Source organism: Cupriavidus oxalaticus, assembly GCF_038900635.1.
Classification (GTDB): domain Bacteria; phylum Pseudomonadota; class Gammaproteobacteria; order Burkholderiales; family Burkholderiaceae; genus Cupriavidus; species Cupriavidus oxalaticus_B.
In genome coordinates this window covers 171934-190003 of record NZ_JAYMRX010000009.1, presented here as the reverse complement: position 1 = coordinate 190003, position 18070 = coordinate 171934, and the positions used below count along the sequence as shown (strand labels likewise).

The following is an 18070-nucleotide window of genomic DNA, read 5'->3' as shown; positions in this document are numbered from 1 at the left end:
CGATGCGCCGGCGCCGCGCCTTACTGCCCGTCGAACAACTCGCCGCCGCCGCCAGCCTGCGGCGACGCCAGCCCGAAATGCCGGTAGGCCGCCGCTGTGGCCACGCGGCCGCGCGGCGTGCGCTGCAGGTAGCCCTGCTGGATCAGGTAGGGTTCGAGCACGTCCTCGATGGTGTCGCGCTCCTCGCCGATGGCCGCGGCCAGGTTGTCCACGCCCACCGGGCCGCCGCCGAACTTGTGCAGCACCGCTTCCAGCAGCTTGCGGTCCATCAGGTCAAGGCCGACGCGGTCGACATCGAGCATGGCCAGCGCGGCATCGGCCATCTCGCGCGTGATGGTGCCGTCTCCCTTGACCTCGGCATAGTCGCGCACGCGGCGCAGCAGCCGGTTGGCGATACGCGGGGTGCCGCGCGCTCGCCGCGCGATCTCCAGCGCGCCCTGCGGATCGATGCTGGCGTGCAGCAACTGCGCCGAGCGCGTGACGATGCGCGCCAGTTCCTCGGCGTTGTAGAACTCCAGCCGCGCCACGATCCCGAAGCGGTCGCGCAGCGGATTGGTCAGCATTCCGGCGCGCGTGGTGGCGCCCACCAGCGTGAACGGCTGCAGGTCCAGCTTGACCGAGCGGGCCGCCGGGCCTTCCCCGATCATGATGTCGATCTGGTAATCCTCCAGCGCCGGGTACAGGATCTCCTCGACGACCGGCGACAGCCGGTGGATCTCGTCGATGAAGAGCACGTCGTTGGCTTCCAGGTTAGTCAGCAGCGCCGCCAGGTCGCCCGGGCGCTCCAGCACCGGCCCGGAAGTCTGGCGCAGGCCCACGCCCATTTCGCGCGCGATGATATGGGCCAGGGTGGTCTTGCCCAGGCCCGGTGGGCCGAACAGCAGCACGTGATCGAGCGCTTCGCGCCGCTTGCGCGCGGCGTGCATGAAGATATCGAGCTGCCCGCGCACCTTTTCCTGGCCGACGTATTCGTCCAGCAGCTTGGGCCGCAGCGCGCGCTCGAACGCCTCCTCCTGCGACGAGGCGGGGGTGGCGGAAATCACGCGGGCAGGGGCGGAAAGCTTGTCGGTCTCGATCATGGCGCTAATGGGGGATACCCCGGAAAACACCCCGCCATTCTACGCCTCAGCCCTTGGACAAGGCCTTGAGCGCCAGCTTGATGCCCTCGGACACACCGGTGCCGGCCGGCACCTGCTTGATCGCCGAGGCGGCTTCCTTCTCCGAGTAGCCCAGCGCGAGCAGCGCGTTAAGCACATCGACGGCGCTGTCGGGCACCGCCGCGGCGCCGGGCGCGTGCCCCAGTTCCGCGCCCAGCTTGCCCTTGAGCTCGAGCAGCAGCCGCTCGGCGGTCTTCTTGCCGATGCCCGGCACGCGCGTCAGCCGGCCCGCTTCCTGCAGCGTGATCGCCTGTGCCAGCTCGGATACCGACATGCCCGACAGCACCGCCAGCGCCATGCGCGCGCCGATGCCGCTGATCTTGATCAGCTCGCGGAAGGTATTGCGCTCGGCCGCCGTGCCGAAGCCGTACAGCAGGTGCGCGTCCTCGCGCACGATCAGCTGGGTCAGCAGCGTGACCGGCTGGCCCGCCCCCGGCAGGTTATAGAAGGTACTCATCGGTACGTCGACTTCATAGCCGACGCCATGGCAGTCGACCAGCAGGTGCGGGGGATTCTTCTCGATGAGGGTGCCGGCGATGCGTCCGATCATGTCTGGGCTTGTTGGGTGGGGGATAAGGCGGCCGCAAGTGTACCCCGCGGCGGCATTGCGGCCATATTGCAGCCGGCCATATGCGGCGTCAGCGATCTGCATCGACCGCGCGGCGTCCCAGCGCGGGGTCGTCGGTGAAGAAGCCATCGACGCCGGCCGCGATAAACGCTTCCAGCTCGCGCACCATGCCCGACGGGCTGCGCGTGCCCTCGTCGCCGCCGGTCTGCAGCGCCTTGGGCAGGAAGCTGTTCTCCGGGCGGAAGGTGTAGGGATGGACGAACAGGCTGGCGGAATGGGCCTCGCGGACCAACGCGGTCGGCGCGGCGAGCGCCCCCTGGGCGTCGCGCGGCACTACGCTGCTTTTCTCCGGGCCGATGCCGTCGGCGTAGGTCGCGACTTCGCGCAGGCCGGTCGTATTCAGCATGTCGCCGAAGGTGCGGGTGTCGCCAGCGAGCTTCCAGTCGGCGGGGCTCTTGCGCGGGTTGCCGACCAGTTGCACCAGTTTGACGTTGGGCTGCGCGTGGCCGAACGTGCGCCGCAGCGCGCGCAAGCTGCCGCCTTCAAAGCATTGAATGAACATCGGTGCCTGGCCGAGGTAAGGCTTGGCGCGCACCGCGGCGGCGAGCTTGTCTTCCATGGGCAGGCCGATGCCGCGGAAATAGCTCGGATGCTTGAGCTCGGCGTAGATGCCGATGGGTTTGCCGGTGCGAAGCGATGCCTGCTCGGCAAGGCGAACAATCTCATCGAAGGTGGGAATCTCGAACTGGTCGTTCAGTCGTGCATTGGCCGGGCGCAGTCGCGGGATGCGCTCGCGCGCGCGCAGCGTCTTGAGCTCGGCCAGCGTGAAGTCTTCGGTGAACCAGCCGGTCAGGCGCTCGCCATCGATGACCTTGGTGCGCTTGCGGTCGGCGAATTGCGCCATGTCGGCGACGTTGGTGGTGCCGGTGATGTCGTTCTCGTGGCGGGCTACCAGTACGCCGTCGCGGGTCATGACGAGATCGGGCTCGATCGCATCGGCGCCGTCCTCGATCGCCTTGGCATAGGCGGCCAGCGTGTGTTCGGGGCGCAGCGCGCTGGCGCCGCGGTGGGCGATGACCAGTGCCTTGGGTTTCTCCGCGGCGGGGGGCTGCGGCGTGCCTGGTGCGGGGGCCGGCGCCGGCACTGGCGCCGGCGGTCCATGGCGCTTCGGCCGGGGCGCGGTGGCACAGCCGGCGACCAGCATGGCGCCGACGGCGGCCGCGGTGACCGGGATCCGCCAGCGCCGCAAGGCTAGCATTACAGGGCGGGCAAGGAGATCAATCTGGCTTGGCATTCAGTATTCCTGCGGGAAGACGAAGCCCGATTGTAAGAGACTCCGGAGTCCGGCTCAGCCGACCAGCCGGCCGCGTCGCACGCGCATGCCCTTGCGCACCAGTTCAGGGGCCATGCCGGCCAGTGTGCCCAGCGTATCGCCGCCGTTGGCATGGCAAATGGCCACGCCCAGCGCATCGGCCGCGTCGCTGCCGGGCTGGCCTGGCAGCATCAGCAGGCGGGTCACCATTTCCTGGACCTGGGCCTTGTTGGCGCGGCCGTAGCCGACCACCGCGACCTTCAGCTGCAGCGCGGTGTATTCGAATACCGGCAGGCCATAGCCGACCAGCCCGCAGATCGCTGCGCCGCGGGCCTGGCCGAGCAACAGCGTGGATTGCGGGTTGACGTTGACGAAGACCTTTTCAATCGCGGCGCAGTCGGGGGCATAGGTGCGGGAGATCTCGCTGATGCCGTCATAAAGCGTCTTCAGCCGTTCCGGCAGGCTCTCGTTGCCGTTGCTCTTGATCGTGCCCGAGGCGATGTAGGCAAGCTTGTTGCCTTGCTTCTCGATCACGCCAAAGCCGGTGGTGCGCAGGCCGGGGTCGATGCCTAGGATTCGCATATGGGGTTGGTTTTTGGGGTGTGGCTTTGGGAGTTTAGTGGGGTTTTATGGGGAGTTGGGTATTCGGTATCTGGTCGCTGTTGATGACATGCTGTCGGCTGTTGAACCGCCTGGTTCCGCCCTCCTGGGCGGGTAACTTTTTGTCCGAGCGACAAAAAGTCACCAAAAAGCGCGTTTACGGCCCTGCGGGCGGCCACTCTTATCGTAGTGGGCGACGGCTTTCGTACGGGGCTGCGCTTCCTCACATAGCAGGACTGCCTGACGCCCTGGTGCGCCACGGTGGCTGGGATTGACGTGGTGATTGAACGAGCCCAGAGCTGTGGGTGGACCCTGCTGCTGGCGTCAACTTAGGGACGCCTTTGGCTGCGCTGCGCGCCGGCCCTAACGTGGCGGAGCTGGCTTTCATGTCCTGGCTTGCGCTTCGGCCTCGGTGTCGCACACTTGACGACGTGGCTGGCGCAATACGAAGGTCTTGGCGTAGCGCCGGCAATTTGGCTGGCTTTACTTCGTAGAAGCTCCGGCCCTCACCCCCGGCCCCTCTCCCGCAAGCGGGAGAGGGGAGCAAACAAGCGGGAAGAGAAGGGCCGTCTGGTTCGCCAGCGATAGCGCCAAGCGAGCACAGCGACGCGTTCTGTGCCCGGGCCCATGAGCTGAGATGCTGCCCGCGCGCAGCGCAGCCGCAGGCGTTCCCACGTTGCCGCCAGCAGCAGGGGCCACTCACAGCTCTGGGCTTGTTCAATCACCGCGTCAATCCCGAGCCACTGTGGCGCACCAAGGCGTCAGGCAGGCTTGTCCTGCAACGAATCCCAGCCCCGTACGAAAGCCTTTTGCCCACTACGATAAAAGTGGCCGCCCGCAGGGCCGTAAACGCGCTTTTTGGTGACTTTTTGTCGCTCGGACAAAAAGTTACCCGCCCAGGAGGGCGGAACCAGGCGGTTCAACGGCCGACAGCATGTCACCAACGCGAAAACAGCGGTTCAAAGGCCGACAGCATGTCACCAGCCGCGACAAGCGCGGCCAAAATAACCCTTAATGCCTGAAATGCCGCGTCCCAGTCAGCACCATGGCAATCCCCCGCTCATCAGCCGCGGCAATCACCTCATCATCCCGCACCGATCCACCCGGCTGAATCACGCAGGTAGCGCCCGCATCCACAACCACATCCAGCCCATCACGGAACGGGAAGAACGCGTCCGACGCCACGGCGGAACCAGCCAGCGTCAGCCCGGCATTCTGCGCCTTGATGCTGGCAATCCGTGCCGAATCCACACGGCTCATCTGCCCGGCACCGACACCCAGCGTTATGCCACCGCCACAGAACACGATGGCATTGGACTTGACGAACTTCGCCACCCGCCAGGCAAACATCAGGTCATCCATTTCCTTCGGAGTCGGATGACGACGCGTCACCACGCGCAGTTCGGACGGCTGCACATTCTTGGCATCCGGGCTCTGCACCAGCAGGCCGCCACCGACACGCTTGAAGTCATAATGGTTGATCCCCTTGCCCAGCGGAATCTCCAGCAGGCGCACATTCTGCTTGGCCGCGAATACGGCGCGCGCGGCGGCGCTGAACGACGGCGCGATCAGCACTTCGACAAACTGCTTGGCCACGGCCTGCGCAGCGGCTTCGTCCAGTTCCACGTTGAAAGCGATGATGCCGCCGAAGGCCGAGGTGGAATCGGTTTTGAACGCCTTCTCATACGCTTCCAGCGCGTTGGCACCCAGCGCCACGCCGCAAGGATTGGCGTGCTTGATGATGACGCAGGCGGCGCCAGCGGCGGCGTCGAACGACTTCACGCATTCCCACGCCGCATCAGCGTCGGCGATGTTGTTGTACGACAGCTCCTTGCCCTGCAGCTGCACGTAGTTGGCCAGCGCGCCGTCCACCGCCTTCAGGTCGCGGTAGAACGCCGCCGACTGGTGCGGGTTCTCGCCGTAGCGCATTTCCTGGACCTTGTCGAAGGCCAGGTTCAGCGTCTGCGGGTAGGCGCTGCGGGCTTGGTGCGACTTGTCGGCACCGAGGCTGGTGAGGTAGTTGGTGATGGCACCGTCGTACTGCGCCGTATGCGCGAACACCTTGGTCGCCAGGCGGAAGTTTGTGTCGTAGCCGACGGCGTTGCCATTGGCGCGCATCTCGTCGAGCACCACGGCATAGTCGGCCGGATCGACGATGACGGTCACGTCGCGGTGGTTCTTGGCCGCCGAGCGCAGCATGGTCGGGCCGCCGATATCGATGTTCTCGATCGCGTCCGGCAGCGTGCAGTCATCCTTGGCCACGGTCTGCTGGAACGGGTACAGGTTCACCACCAGCAGGTCGATCGTGGGGATATCGTGCTCGGCCAGCGCGGCCATGTGCTCGGGCAGGTCGCGGCGTGCCAGGATGCCGCCGTGGACCTTCGGGTGCAGCGTCTTGACGCGGCCGTCGAGCATTTCCGGGAAGCCGGTGTAGTCGGCCACCTCCGTCACGGGCAGGCCGCTGTCGGCCAGCAGCTTGGCGGTGCCGCCGGTGGAAAGCAGCGTCACGCCGAGCGCGTTCAGTTCGCGCGCGAATTCGACGATGCCGGTCTTGTCGGAAACGGAAAGGAGGGCTTGCTTGATCATGGCTGTGGGAAACGCTTCAAATTCAAAGTAAACCGTGCTGCTGCAACTTCTTGCGCAGCGTGTTGCGATTGATGCCCAGGTAGGCGGCTGCCAGCGACTGGTTGCGCTCGGCGCGCACCATCACGGCTTCCAGCAGCGGCCGTTCGACGGCCTCGAGCACCATGTTGTACATATTGGAAGGTTCTTCACCGTCCAGGTCGCGAAAATACGTGTCCAGGCTATCCCGGATGCACTGGTCGATAGCGTTGCGGCTCATGCGGCAAGCAACTCCCCGTTTTTGTTGTTGTTCGCTTCGTCTTGATCTTGTTTGCCCTGCTCGTCGTCCACGTACACCAGCCGGTCCGAGAACGCCGCCTGCTCGTCGAAGAAGGCGTTGACCGCGGCCAGTTGCTCGGTGGTGGATTCCAGCGTGTTCATCCGGTGCCGGAACAGGTTCGCGCCGCGCAGGCCGCGCGTGTACCAGGCAATATGCTTGCGCGCGGTGCGCACGCCGGTGAACTCGCCGTAGAAGGCGTAGTGGTCTTCCAGGTGCGCGTTCATGATCGCGCGGATCTCGGCCACCTCGGGCGACGGCAGCATTGTGCCGGTCTTCAGGAAGTGCTCGATTTCACGGAACAGCCACGGCCGGCCCTGTGCCGCGCGGCCGATCATGATCGCGTCCGCGCCGGTCAGCGCCAGCACTTGCCTTGCCTTCTGCGGCGTCGTGATGTCGCCGTTGGCGACCACCGGGATCGAGATCGCTGCCTTGACCGCGGCAATGGTCTCGTACTCGGCGTCGCCGTGGTACAGGTCGGCACGGGTGCGCCCGTGGATGGTGAGCATGCTGATGCCCGCGTCCTCGACCATGCGCGCGATGCGCAGCGCATTGCGGTTCTCGCGGTTCCACCCGGTGCGGATCTTCAGCGTGACCGGCACGCGATCGCCGACTGCGGCGACCACCGCCTCGACGATGCGCACCACCAGCGGCTCGTTCTGCAGCAGCGCCGAGCCGGCGGCCACGTTGCACACCTTCTTGGCCGGGCAGCCCATGTTGATATCGATGATCTGCGCGCCGCGGTCGACGTTGTAGCGCGCCGCCTCGGCCATCATCGACGGCTCGGCGCCGGCAATCTGCACGGAAATGGGCTCGACCTCGCCGGCGTGGTTGGCGCGGCGCATGGTCTTTTCGCTTTTCCACAGCTGTGCATTGGACGCCACCATTTCCGACACCGCATAGCCGGCGCCGAGCTGCTTGCACAGTTGGCGGAACGGCCGGTCCGTCACGCCCGCCATGGGGGCGACAAACAGGTTGTTGCGGAGTTGGTGAGGTCCGATCTGCACGATAGGGCGGCGGTTCAGCTGGGGCCCTGCCGCCCTGGCGGCGCGCGCGCCGGGCAGGGATCGGGATGGCCTGCTCTGGTTCGGGAGACCTTGTGACGATCGGGCGAAACAGAGACGAAACGGAAAAACATGCCCCTGCCGAAACTGCAGCCGGCGATGGATCGGGACATGTGCGAGGGCGAGATTCTACCGCCAAACGGAAGCGACTGCTCAAGAATTGAGCATCGATGGCGCAATCCGCAGCGGGATCCGTGGTGCGTGGCGCACGCGCCACAGATCCCCGATGTCTGTCCTCAGCGGCGCATGCCGAACATCATGTGGCGCGCCAGCGCGTGCCGCAGCGGCGGCAGGCAGGCGAGCGCCGCCAGCGACGCCCCGCGGGCGTGCGCGGCAAGCGGATAGGGCACGCCGAACAGGCGCGGCAACAGGTCGGTGACGCCGATGGTGACCGCGCGGTCGAGCCGATGCCGGCTGGCAAACGCCTGCAGCGCTTGCGGCGTGCAGGCGGCGCGCAGCGAGTCGGCCAGCGCGAAGGCGTCGCGCAGGCCCAGGTTGAGGCCCTGGCCCGCCACCGGATGCAGCGTCTGCGCCGCATTGCCGACCGCCGCGACGCGGCCGCTGACCGTGACCGGCGCGGCGTTCAGCCCCAGCGGGAAGGCATGGCGCTTGCCCGCCAGCGTGAAATAGCCCATGCGATCGCCGAAGGCACGGCCAAGTTCCAGCGCGAACTCCGCGTCGGGCAGCGCCAGCCGTCGTGCGGCCTGTTCCGGCGGGCAGCACCACACCAGCGCGAAGCCCGGCACGCCATGCTCGTCGTATGGCAACAGCGCCAGCGGGCCTTCCTCGGTAAAGCGCTCCCAGGCCCAGCCCGGCTGAGGGCGCGAGCAGGCCACATGGGCAATCACGGCGGTCTGCCCGTAGTCGCGCGTGCGCGCGCCGCGGCCCTGGTGCCGGGATTGCTCGTGGAACAAGCCGCCCTCGGCCTGTATCGCCACCCGGGAAACAAAGACCGCTGCCTGCCCGTCATGCGCGGAGCCGGTCAGCTGCACTGAGCCGCCGTCGGCATCGTCGCCGGTGCCGGCCGGTGGCGGCTGCTCGATCTGGTCGATACGGGTCTCGAATACGCGCTGCAGCCGGTCGGCCGGGCAAGCCTGCGCGGCGCGCGCGAGGGCGCGTTCGAGCACGTCGCACAGCTCGCCATAGCGGACCACGTAGCCTAACGCCGGCACGCCGTAGTCGTCGTGGTGCAGCCGGACATGGCCAAAGCGGCCGCGCTGCGACACGTGGATATGTTCGATCGGGCTGCCGGGCACAGGCCAGGCGCCGATCTGCTCGAGCAACTGGCGGCTGCCGTGCGACAGCGCGATCGCGCGCGGATCGCGCGCGGCGCGCGCCGGCGTGGCCGCATCGATCAGCGCGATGCGCCAGTCGGTGGTGCGCAGCAGCTGGCAGGCCAACGCCAGTCCCACCGGGCCGCCGCCGACGATGGCGATGTCGCGGAGATCAGCTGGCGCGGCCGGCATCGTCACTGCCTCCTGTATTGCCGCCCGGGGCATCGCTGCCGCCGCCGCCAGTCTCGCCGGCACCGCGCTTCCAGCAGATCGCGTCGGTGCGCGACTTGCCGGCCGCGGCATCGCGCATCGCATTGTCGAGCTTCTGCTGGTTGAAGCCGGGCAACGCGCTCAGTTGCTCGAGCAGCGCGGCATAGTTGGCGGCATCGGCCGGGACCACGCAACCCTGGCCGCTGTCGGGCGCGCCGACCAGGATCAGCCAGGCAGCCCCCACCCAGGGCTCGCGGTTGGAGACGCGCACCACGACGCGTTCCAGCGTGTCCCACGCGACTTCCTCGCGCTGCCCATCAGGACGGTGCACCACGACGCGGTCGTCGAACAGGTTGATGATGAACGGTTCCGACGGGTCGCGCGCTTGAGCGGCCGCTGCCGGCGTGCTGCCCTGGCCGGGAAAGAGTCTGCGCAGCCAGCCGATCATCGCCGGCCTCCGGCATCGCGCATCAGCGCTTCGATGTCGTCGGCAAGCACCGGTACGCCGCGGGTGATCAGCTCGCAGTCGCCATCGGTCACCACGGCGTCATCCTCGATGCGGATGCCGATATGCCAGTAGCGCTCCGGCACATCCTCTGCCGGACGCACGTAGATGCCGGGCTCGATGGTCAGCACCATGCCTGGCTGCAGCGGCCGCCACGGGCGCTCGCCCTCGCCGCCATGGCTGGCGACGCGGTATTCGCCCACGTCGTGCACGTCCATGCCAAGCCAGTGGCCGGTGCGGTGCATGTAGAAGCGGCGGTAGCTGCCGCTGGCCAGCACGTCGTCGAGCGTGCCTTCCTTGTTGCGGTCGAGCAGGCCGGTATCGAGCATGCCTTGCGCCAGCACGCGCACGGCGGCATCGTGCGGCACGTTGTAGGGCACGCCGGCGCGGGTCTCGGCGATCGCGGCTTCCTGCGCCGCCACCACCAGGTCATACAACTCGCGCTGCGCGGGCGAAAAGCGCCCCGACACCGGGAAGGTACGGGTGATGTCCGAAGCGTAGCCGTCGAGCTCGCAGCCGGCGTCGATCAGGCACAGGTCGCCATCCTTCAGCTCGGCCGGGCCGGCGCGGTAATGCAGCACGCACGCGTTGGCACCGGCGGCGACGATGGAGTTGTAGGCCACGCTCTGCGCGCCGTGGCGACGGAATTCATAGAGCAGCTCGGCTTCGAGGTGGTATTCGCGCAGGCCCGGGCGCGTGGCCTGCATCGCGCGTACATGGGCCCCGGCGGAGATTTCGCCCGCGCGGCGCATGATGGCCAGTTCGCCCGCGTCCTTGAATAGCCGCATTTCGTCAAGCAGCGTGCGGATATCGATCGCCACCGACGGCGCGGACACGCCGGCGCGGCCCTGCATGCGCACGGCGTCGAGCCAGCGGCGCATCTGCATGTCGGTGCGGGTCGACTCGGCCAGCGGGTAAGCGACCTGCGCGCGATTGGCCAGCAGCGGCGGCAGCGTCGCATCGATCTCTTCGAACGAATGCGCCTCGTCGAAGCCGAACGTGGCGCGTGCCCCTTCGGGGCCGTAGCGGAAGCCGTCCCAGATCTCGCGCTCCTCGTGCTTGGGGCGGCAGAACAGGATGCTGCGGTCGGCATCGGCGGGGTCACCCGGCGCGCCGGCCACCAGCACCAGCACGGCCTCGGGCTCGGTGAAGCCGGTCAAGTAATAGAAATAGCTGTCGTGCCGGTACGGATAGTCGCTGTCGCGGTTGCGCATGGCTTCCGGCGCCGTGGGCAGGATCGCCACGCCACCACCGCCGGCGCGCAGGTGCTGCAGCACACGGGCGCGGCGTTCGCGGCAGGCGGCGAGGAGGGCGTTGTCGGGTGCGGACATGGTGTGGCCTGGGGGAAGAGGAGGATCAGGCCGATTCTAACGCCGCCAGGCGGGTTGCAGCGGCGGTGAAGCGAAAGGCGCGTCGCGCCCCTGCCATGGCACTGCCCGATACCCCTCGATTCAGCGGCCGACGGAGGCGGCCGGCACAGGCGCGATACTGGCGTTCAGTTCATCCAGCTGCGCCGGCGTCCCCACGTTTTCCCAGCGCCCGTCGAAGCGTTCTCCGGTGGCGGTGCCTGCGGCGATCGCGGCGCGGTACAGTGGCGTCATGGCCATACGGCTGCCGGGTGCGATGCCCGTAAACAGGCGCGTGTCGTACAGGCCGATATTGCCGAAGGTAAGGCGCTCGCCGTGGATCGGGTGCTCCTCCAGCGATAGCCGTCCTTGCGCATCCATCCCGAAGTCGCCACGCGGGTGGAATGCCGGGTTGGGCACCATGACCAGGTGCATGCGCGGCTCGTCGGCGCCAGCCAGCGCGGCTGCGCGTGGCAGCAGCGTGCGGAAATCGTAGTCGCAGAAGATGTCGCCCGACACGGCCAGGAAAATCTCGCCGCGGGCCGGGTCGTGCGACAGCAGCGGCATGGCCCTGGCGATGCCGCCGGCGGTTTCCAGCGCCTCGGTTTCGGGCGAGTACGCGATGCGCACGCCGAAACGGCTGCCGTCGCCGAGCGCGGCTTCGATCTGGTCGCCGAGCCATGCGTGGTTGATGACGATGTCGCGCAGGCCGGCGCGCGCCAGCGCTTCGATCTTCCAGACGATCAGCGGCTTGCCGCCCACGGCCAGCAGCGGCTTGGGGCAGGTATCGGTCAGCGGGCGCATGCGGTCGCCGCGGCCGGCGGCGAAGATCATGACCTTCATCAGAAGAGGGCCTCCAGGGCAAGCAGCGCGGCCATGCCGCCGGCGATGGTCCAGCCGACGCTGCGGGTACGCGCGGCGATCAGGATGGCGACCACGCCGGCCACCAGCCGCGCATTGGTTGGGGTGAGCGCGAGTTCGCCGCCCTGCATCAGCAGGTCGGGGGCGATCAGCGCCGACAGCATGGCGGCCGGGACGAACTGCAGCGCGGTTCGGAACCACGCCGGCAGCCGCACGCGGCCTTCCACGGCGATGAATGACAGGCGGATCAGGAAGGTCGCCAGGCCGGCGGCCAGAAAGACCCATAGCAAGGTCAGCGCATTCATGCGGTCTCCTTGCCGACCGAGCCGGACCGATCGGCCGCGCCGCCCCGGCGCGCGCCGGGGCGGTTGCCACGGCCCAGCACCAGCATGCCGGCGGCGATGCCGCCCAGCGCCGCCACCATCAGCCCGAGCTTGTGCGGCAGGCCGTAGCAGGCCACTGCCAGTACGCTGGCGGCCAGCGCCGCGGCTACGTGCGAGCGGTGCTTGAGGCCGGGCACAATGATGCCGATGAAGGTCAGCGGCAGGAAGAAATCGAGCGGCCAGTCGCGCGGCACCTGGGCGCCGACCAGCACGCCGGCCAGCGTCGACACCTGCCAGCTTGCCCACAGCGCGAAGCCGCCGCCGAAGTAATACCAGTGGCGATACTGCGCGCGCGGGCCGGTATCGCCCAGCCGGTGCGTCATCGCGGCGAAGGCCTCGTCGGTCAGCAGGTAAGCGATCAGCGCCTTCCAGCGGCGCGGCAGATGGGCCAACGTGGGCGCGATCGTCGCGGAATACAGCGCATGGCGCAGGTTGACCATGGCCACCGTCAGCGTGATCACCACCGCGGGCGTGCCGGCGGTCCACAACTGGGTCAGGATCATCTGCGAGGCGCCGCCGAACACGATCGCGCTCATGGCACAGGCCAGCCATGCGGGCATGCCGGCGCCAACGGCCAGCACGCCGTAGATCAGGCCGAACGGCACCACGCCAAGCAGCATCGGCGCGAGCGCGCGCGCGCCGGCCAGCCATTCGCCCAAGGCGGTGATGGAGGCGGGCCCGGCCTGGTCGTTGACGTCAGGCACGTTGTCAGAAGGTATAGCCGGCCGGGCTGGCAACGCCTTCCAGCTCATCCAGCAGGCGGATCAGCTTGCGCAGCTCGGTATAGCGGCCGGCAACGCTGCGGGTGTACTTCAGCACCAGCGGCAGGTTGGCGAGGTAGCCGTCCTTGCCGTCGCGGTGGTACAGGCGGGCGAAGATCCCAAGCACCTTCAGGTGGCGCTGCAGGCCCATCCATTCGAAATCGCGGTAGAACTCGCCGAAATCCGCATTGACCGGCAGGCCGGCCTTGCGCGCGCGCTCCCAATAGCGGATCAGCCAGTCGAGCTGCTGCTCTTCTTCCCATTCGATATAGGCATCGCGCCACAGCGAGACCGCGTCATAGGTGATCGGGCCGATCACCGCGTCCTGGAAATCCAGCACGCCAGGATTGGCGCCGCCATCCAGCACCATCAGGTTGCGCGAGTGGTAGTCGCGGTGCACGTAGACCTGCGGCTGCGCCAGGTTGTTGGCAAGCAGCGCATCCATCACTTCACGCAGGTCGGCCTGCTGGGTGTCGCTCAGGGTGGCGCCAAGGTGCCTGGCCACGTACCACTGCGGGAAGAGGTCGAGTTCGCGCTGCAGCAGCGCGCGGTCGTACGCGGGCAGTTCGCCGGGGCGGGTGGCGGCCTGGATGCGGACCAGCGCCGCGGCGGCGTCGGCATACATGCCATGGGCCGTGGAGTCGTCCAGCCGCGACAGGTAAGTCTGGCTGCCCAGGTCCGCGAGCAGCAGGAAACCCTGCGCCAGGTCCTGTGCCAGCACGGTCGGCACGGTCACGCCGGCCTCGCCGAACAGCTGGCAGACGTGGATGAAGGGGCGGCAGTCCTCGTGTGCCGGCGGCGCGTCCATGACGATGGCGGTCGGGTGCGCCGGGTTGCCGGTGCGCACGCGGAAATAACGCCGGAAGCTGGCATCGGCCGATGCGGGCACGCAGGAGTCGGGATCGGCGGACCATGCCGGGCCAAGGCCGGACACCCAGGCCTTGAGCTGGTCCAGGCGTGGGTCGTGGGGAAGAGCTGCCATACAGGAAGGGCGCGGAAAAATATCGTGGAGCGGGGCAAGCCGGCCGCAAGGGCAGGTTTGGTTGCCCCGTATAATACCCGACCAGACCCGGGCGCCGGGCGGCCCCCGGGAGGGGCCTTCGTTGCCCCGCAGCCTGCTCTGGCAGGGGTTGGCGGCTTGCAGGCGGCCGCAGCCCACGCCGAGACTGACAACCCGTGCGAATGACCGAACAACGACGAACACCGAATAACAAGGCCTTGCTTTCGCCTGCCCCCACTGGTGCCGCCGCCCGCGCCAGGCTCGCTGGTCGCCTGAAGGGCCGCCTGAACGCGGGCCGGCTGCGGCCGCTGGTGCTGGCCATGGCCGGCCTGTCGGCCGGCGCCCAGGCGCAGATGTCGGGCTCGGCGATTCCGGACCTGGACCAGGTCGAGCCGGTGTTCGAAGCCGCACCGCAGGCGCCCGAGCTGCCCGCGGTATCCGGCGAACTGGTGCCGCGGCTGGCCGAGCCCCCCAAGACCAGCGAGCCTGATTCCGGCGCGCCGACGTTCATCGAGGGCGACCGCATGACCGGCTACAGCGAGCGCGGCGTCCAGCTCGAGGGCCATGCCGAGCTGCGCCGCGACGGCGGTGTCGTCAAGGGCGACAAGCTGAGCTATGACCAGGATACGGACGAGGCCCATGCCCAGGGCAACGTGCGGCTGTCGCGCAGCGGCACGCTGGCGGTGGGGCCCGAGGCCAAGCTGAAGGTCGAGGCCAACGAAGGCTACATGCTGTCGCCTGACTACTACTACCAGCAGACCGGCGGCGCCGGCAAGGCCGAGCGCATCGACTTCCTGGACAAGGACCGCAGCACAATCAAGCGGGCGTCGTACACCACCTGCTCGCCGGACAACGCGGACTGGTATTTCAGCGCGAACCAGATCGACCTGGACAGCGACCGCCAGGTGGGCGTTGCCTATGGCGGCGTGCTGAATTTCTTCGGGGTGCCGATCGCGGCAGCGCCGGCATTCAGCTTTCCGCTCAACGATGACCGTCGCAGCGGCTTCCTGGCGCCGTTGATGGGTTACGGCTCGCGCTCGGGTTTCGACCTGACGACGCCGTACTACTTCAACATCGCGCCGAACCGCGACCTGACCATCTACCCGCGGCTGATGACGGAGCGGGGCCTGCAGCTGGGCGGCGAATACCGCTACCTGGGGCAGGGCTACTCCGGCCGCATCCGCGCCGAGTTCCTGCCTGACGACCAGAAGACCAACTCGAACCGCTGGGCCTACTCGATCCAGCACAACCAGAACCTGGCCAAGGGGCTGAACGCCTACCTGAACGTCAACCGGGTCTCGGACGACCAGTACCCGGACGACTTCAACCGCAGCGTGGCGCAGTCGGCGCAGCGCCAGTACGTGCAGGAAGGCGGCGTCACCTACAACTGGCAGGATTTCTTCCTGATGGCGCGGGTGCAGAAGTTCCAGACGCTGCGCCCCAGCGAGCCCTCGTACGAGCGCGTGCCGCAGCTCAACGGCAAGTACCTCCGCTATGACCTGGGCGGCTTCGACGTGCAGGTCGAGGCGGACTACACCCGCTTCCGCATCCCGCTGACGTCCACCGGCTTCCAGCAGCCGCAGGGCGAGCGCATGTTCATCCAGCCGAGCATCAGCTACCCGATCGTGCGCGCCGGCTGGTACGTGACCCCGAAGGTCACGTTCAACGCCACCCAGTACCAGATGGAGTCGCAGGACAATACGCCTAACGCGCAGACCAATTTCTCGCGCGTGCTGCCGACCGTCAGCCTGGATTCGGGCATGACGTTCGAGCGCGAGGCGCCGACCATGAGCCGGCTGTTCGGCGTGAACTACCTGCAGACGCTGGAGCCGCGCCTGTTCTACGTCTACACGCCGTTCCGCGACCAGAGCCTGTTCCCGCTGTTCGACACGGTCCAGTCCGACTTCGGCTATGGCCAGATCTTCAGCGAGAACCCGTTCACCGGCTACGACCGCATCGCCGACAACAACAAGATCACTGGTGGCCTGACCACGCGCCTGATCGAGTCTGACTCCGGTATCGAGCGTTTCCGCGGCACCATCGCGCAGCGCTACGATTTCACCGGGCAGCGCGTGCAGATCAATGGCACGCTGGCGGACCCCAAGCCTGGCGCCTCCGATCTGCTCGCGGCGACCACCATCCAGATGTTCCGGGGCTATTACCTGGACATGGGGGTGCAGTACAACCTGGATACCGACCGGATCAACTACGGCAACGTAGCGTTTGCATATCGCCCCGAGCCGCGCAAGGTCTTCAACGCCGGCTATCGCTACCGCCGTCCGACCGCCGTGACCGACAACACCGCGATCGACCAGTTCGAGCTGTCGGGCCAGTGGCCGATCACGCGGCGCGCCTACGCCATCGCGCGCTTTGCCTTCGACCTGAGCGCGAGCCAGATGGTCGATACGCTGGCCGGCGTCGAATACGCCGCGGACTGCTGGGTCGGCCGCGTGGTCTACCAGCGTTTCCGCAACACCACGCAGGGCTACACCGGGCGGGTCTTCCTGCAGGTGGAGTTCCGTGGCCTTTCCAAGATCGGGTCCAATCCGCTGAACATCCTGCGCCTGAACGTGCCGGGCTACGAGCCCGTGTCCGCCAAGCCGGTACCGACGACCCAGTACGATCACTATGAATGACGGATTAAGATGAAACGTCAAGAATTCGCCGTGTTTTCCTTCCTCATGACGTCGTGGCACCGCCTGCTGCTGCCGGCCGTGCTGGCCGCCATCGCCGTTCCGGCCGCCGCGCAGCTGAAGGCGCCGGGCGCCGGGCGAGCCACCGGCATCTTCGTGCCGCAGTCTTCCGACGTCACCGCGCCGGCGAGCCAGCCCAAGCTCGGCGTGCCGCAGCCCGGCGACCAGAAGCGCTCGCAGCTGGTCGACGAGGTGGTTGCTGTGGTCAACAACAGCGTGATCACGCGCCGCGAGCTGCTTGACCGCGCCGACGAGATCGAAGGCCAGCTGCGCGCCACCGGGCGTCCCGTCCCGCCGCGCGCCGACCTGCTCGGCGAGGTGCTGGAGCGCCTGGTGATGGAACGCGTGCAGACCCAGGCCGCGCAGGAAGCCGGTATCCGCGTGACCGACCAGGAAATCGACCGCGCCATCGAATCGGTGGCGCAGCAGAACCGCATGAACGCCACCGAGCTGCGCCGCCGCGTGGAAGCCAGCGGCATGACCTGGACCAAGTACCGCGACGAGCTGCGCAAGCAGGTGCAGGTGATCCGCCTGCGCGAGCGCGAGGTCGATTCCAAGGTGCAGGTCTACGACGGCGAGATCGACAACTTCCTGGCTGCCCGCGGCGGCCAGGCCGGCGCTACCGGCCCGACCGAATACAACGTGGCGCAGATCCTCGTGCGCGTGCCCGAGAATGCCTCCGACGCGCAGAAGCAGGCGCAGCGCGCCAAGGCCGAGGGGCTGCTGAAGCAGGCCCAGGGCGGCGCGGACTTTGCGCAGCTGGCGCAAGCCAATTCGGAAGGCCCGGAAGCCGCGCAGGGCGGCGCCATGGGCTTTCGCGAGATCGGCCGGCTGCCGGCGCTGTTCGCCAACTCGGTAGTCGACCTCCAGCCTGGCGCCGTGGCGCCCCAGGTGGTGGAAAGCGCCGCGGGCTTCCACGTGGTCAAGCTGCTGGCCAAGCGCGCCGCGCCGGCATCCGGCACGGCCGCGGCAGGCAAGATCACGCAGACGCAGGTGCGCCATATCCTGATCCGCACCGGCCCCAACATGCCCGAAGCCGAGGCGCGCCGCCAGCTCAGCACGCTGCGCGACCGCATTACCCACGGCGGCGATTTTGCCGACGCGGCCAAGCGCTTCTCGCAGGACGGCTCGGCACAGAACGGCGGCGACCTCGGCTGGGTCTCGCCGGGCGAGCTGGTGCCCGAGTTCGAGCAGGCCATGAGCCGCCTGCGCCCGAACGAGATCTCGGAACCGGTGGTCACGCAGTTCGGCGTGCACCTGATCCAGGTGCTGAACCGCCGCGAGACCGAGCTGTCGCCCGAGAAACAGCGCGACTTTGCCCGCGCCGAGGTTCGCGAACAGAAGCTGCGGGCCGCGTATGATGACTGGGTGCGCCAGCTGCGCTCGCAGGCGTACGTCGAGTACCGCATCAACCGGCAGCGCTGACGCGCGCAAGCG

16 protein-coding genes are annotated in these 18070 nt (G+C 67.9%); 2 read left to right on the top strand and 14 right to left on the bottom strand.

Annotated features, from left to right (window positions below):
• Positions 1–20: 20 nt before the first annotated feature.
• The 14 genes from ruvB to VSR71_RS16910 form a co-directional block, all read right to left on the bottom strand.
• The gene (gene ruvB, locus VSR71_RS16975) at positions 21–1079 is read right to left on the bottom strand and encodes a Holliday junction branch migration DNA helicase RuvB (protein WP_342915013.1); all 1059 of its coding nucleotides are present in this window, start codon (positions 1077–1079) and stop codon (positions 21–23) included.
• A gap of 46 nt (positions 1080–1125) precedes the next feature.
• Positions 1126–1707, bottom strand: coding sequence for a Holliday junction branch migration protein RuvA (gene ruvA / locus VSR71_RS16970; RefSeq protein ID WP_342915012.1), 582 nt, complete (start codon positions 1705–1707; stop codon positions 1126–1128).
• Positions 1708–1795: 88 nt separating this feature from the next.
• Entirely contained in the window at positions 1796–3019 is a 1224-nt protein-coding gene (locus tag VSR71_RS16965; protein WP_342915011.1) for a glycerophosphodiester phosphodiesterase, read from the bottom strand.
• A 54-nt stretch (positions 3020–3073) separates the two neighbouring features.
• The gene (gene ruvC / locus VSR71_RS16960; protein WP_342915010.1) at positions 3074–3619 is read right to left on the bottom strand and encodes a crossover junction endodeoxyribonuclease RuvC; all 546 of its coding nucleotides are present in this window, start codon (positions 3617–3619) and stop codon (positions 3074–3076) included.
• Positions 3620–4648: 1029 nt separating this feature from the next.
• The gene (purH, locus tag VSR71_RS16955; RefSeq protein ID WP_342915009.1) at positions 4649–6223 is read right to left on the bottom strand and encodes a bifunctional phosphoribosylaminoimidazolecarboxamide formyltransferase/IMP cyclohydrolase; all 1575 of its coding nucleotides are present in this window, start codon (positions 6221–6223) and stop codon (positions 4649–4651) included.
• Between the two features lie 22 nt (positions 6224–6245).
• Entirely contained in the window at positions 6246–6479 is a 234-nt protein-coding gene (locus VSR71_RS16950; RefSeq protein ID WP_019447044.1) for a Fis family transcriptional regulator, read from the bottom strand.
• Entirely contained in the window at positions 6476–7543 is a 1068-nt protein-coding gene (dusB, locus tag VSR71_RS16945; protein WP_342915008.1) for a tRNA dihydrouridine synthase DusB, read from the bottom strand. The genes VSR71_RS16950 and dusB overlap by 4 nt, the downstream gene beginning before the upstream one ends.
• Before the next feature lie 293 nt (positions 7544–7836).
• Complete coding sequence (locus VSR71_RS16940; RefSeq protein WP_342915007.1) at positions 7837–9066, bottom strand: UbiH/UbiF/VisC/COQ6 family ubiquinone biosynthesis hydroxylase; 1230 nt, start codon at positions 9064–9066, stop codon at positions 7837–7839.
• Positions 9047–9532, bottom strand: coding sequence for a hypothetical protein (locus tag VSR71_RS16935; RefSeq protein WP_342915006.1), 486 nt, complete (start codon positions 9530–9532; stop codon positions 9047–9049). Before VSR71_RS16935 ends, VSR71_RS16940 begins: the two co-directional genes overlap by 20 nt.
• Entirely contained in the window at positions 9529–10920 is a 1392-nt protein-coding gene (locus VSR71_RS16930; RefSeq protein WP_342915005.1) for an aminopeptidase P N-terminal domain-containing protein, read from the bottom strand. The genes VSR71_RS16935 and VSR71_RS16930 overlap by 4 nt, the downstream gene beginning before the upstream one ends.
• A gap of 120 nt (positions 10921–11040) precedes the next feature.
• Entirely contained in the window at positions 11041–11778 is a 738-nt protein-coding gene (gene murU / locus VSR71_RS16925) for an N-acetylmuramate alpha-1-phosphate uridylyltransferase MurU (RefSeq protein ID WP_342915004.1), read from the bottom strand.
• Entirely contained in the window at positions 11778–12101 is a 324-nt protein-coding gene (locus tag VSR71_RS16920; RefSeq protein WP_133093742.1) for an AzlD domain-containing protein, read from the bottom strand. The genes murU and VSR71_RS16920 overlap by 1 nt, the downstream gene beginning before the upstream one ends.
• Entirely contained in the window at positions 12098–12931 is an 834-nt protein-coding gene (locus VSR71_RS16915) for an AzlC family ABC transporter permease (protein ID WP_428979420.1), read from the bottom strand. The genes VSR71_RS16920 and VSR71_RS16915 overlap by 4 nt, the downstream gene beginning before the upstream one ends.
• Positions 12888–13922, bottom strand: coding sequence for an aminoglycoside phosphotransferase family protein (locus VSR71_RS16910; RefSeq protein WP_342915003.1), 1035 nt, complete (start codon positions 13920–13922; stop codon positions 12888–12890). Before VSR71_RS16910 ends, VSR71_RS16915 begins: the two co-directional genes overlap by 44 nt.
• A gap of 200 nt (positions 13923–14122) precedes the next feature.
• Here VSR71_RS16910 and VSR71_RS16905 point away from each other — a divergent pair, with 200 nt between their 5' ends.
• Entirely contained in the window at positions 14123–16576 is a 2454-nt protein-coding gene (locus tag VSR71_RS16905; RefSeq protein WP_342915002.1) for an LPS-assembly protein LptD, read from the top strand.
• Between the two features lie 9 nt (positions 16577–16585).
• Entirely contained in the window at positions 16586–18058 is a 1473-nt protein-coding gene (locus tag VSR71_RS16900) for a peptidylprolyl isomerase (protein ID WP_342915001.1), read from the top strand.
• Positions 18059–18070 lie beyond the last annotated feature (12 nt).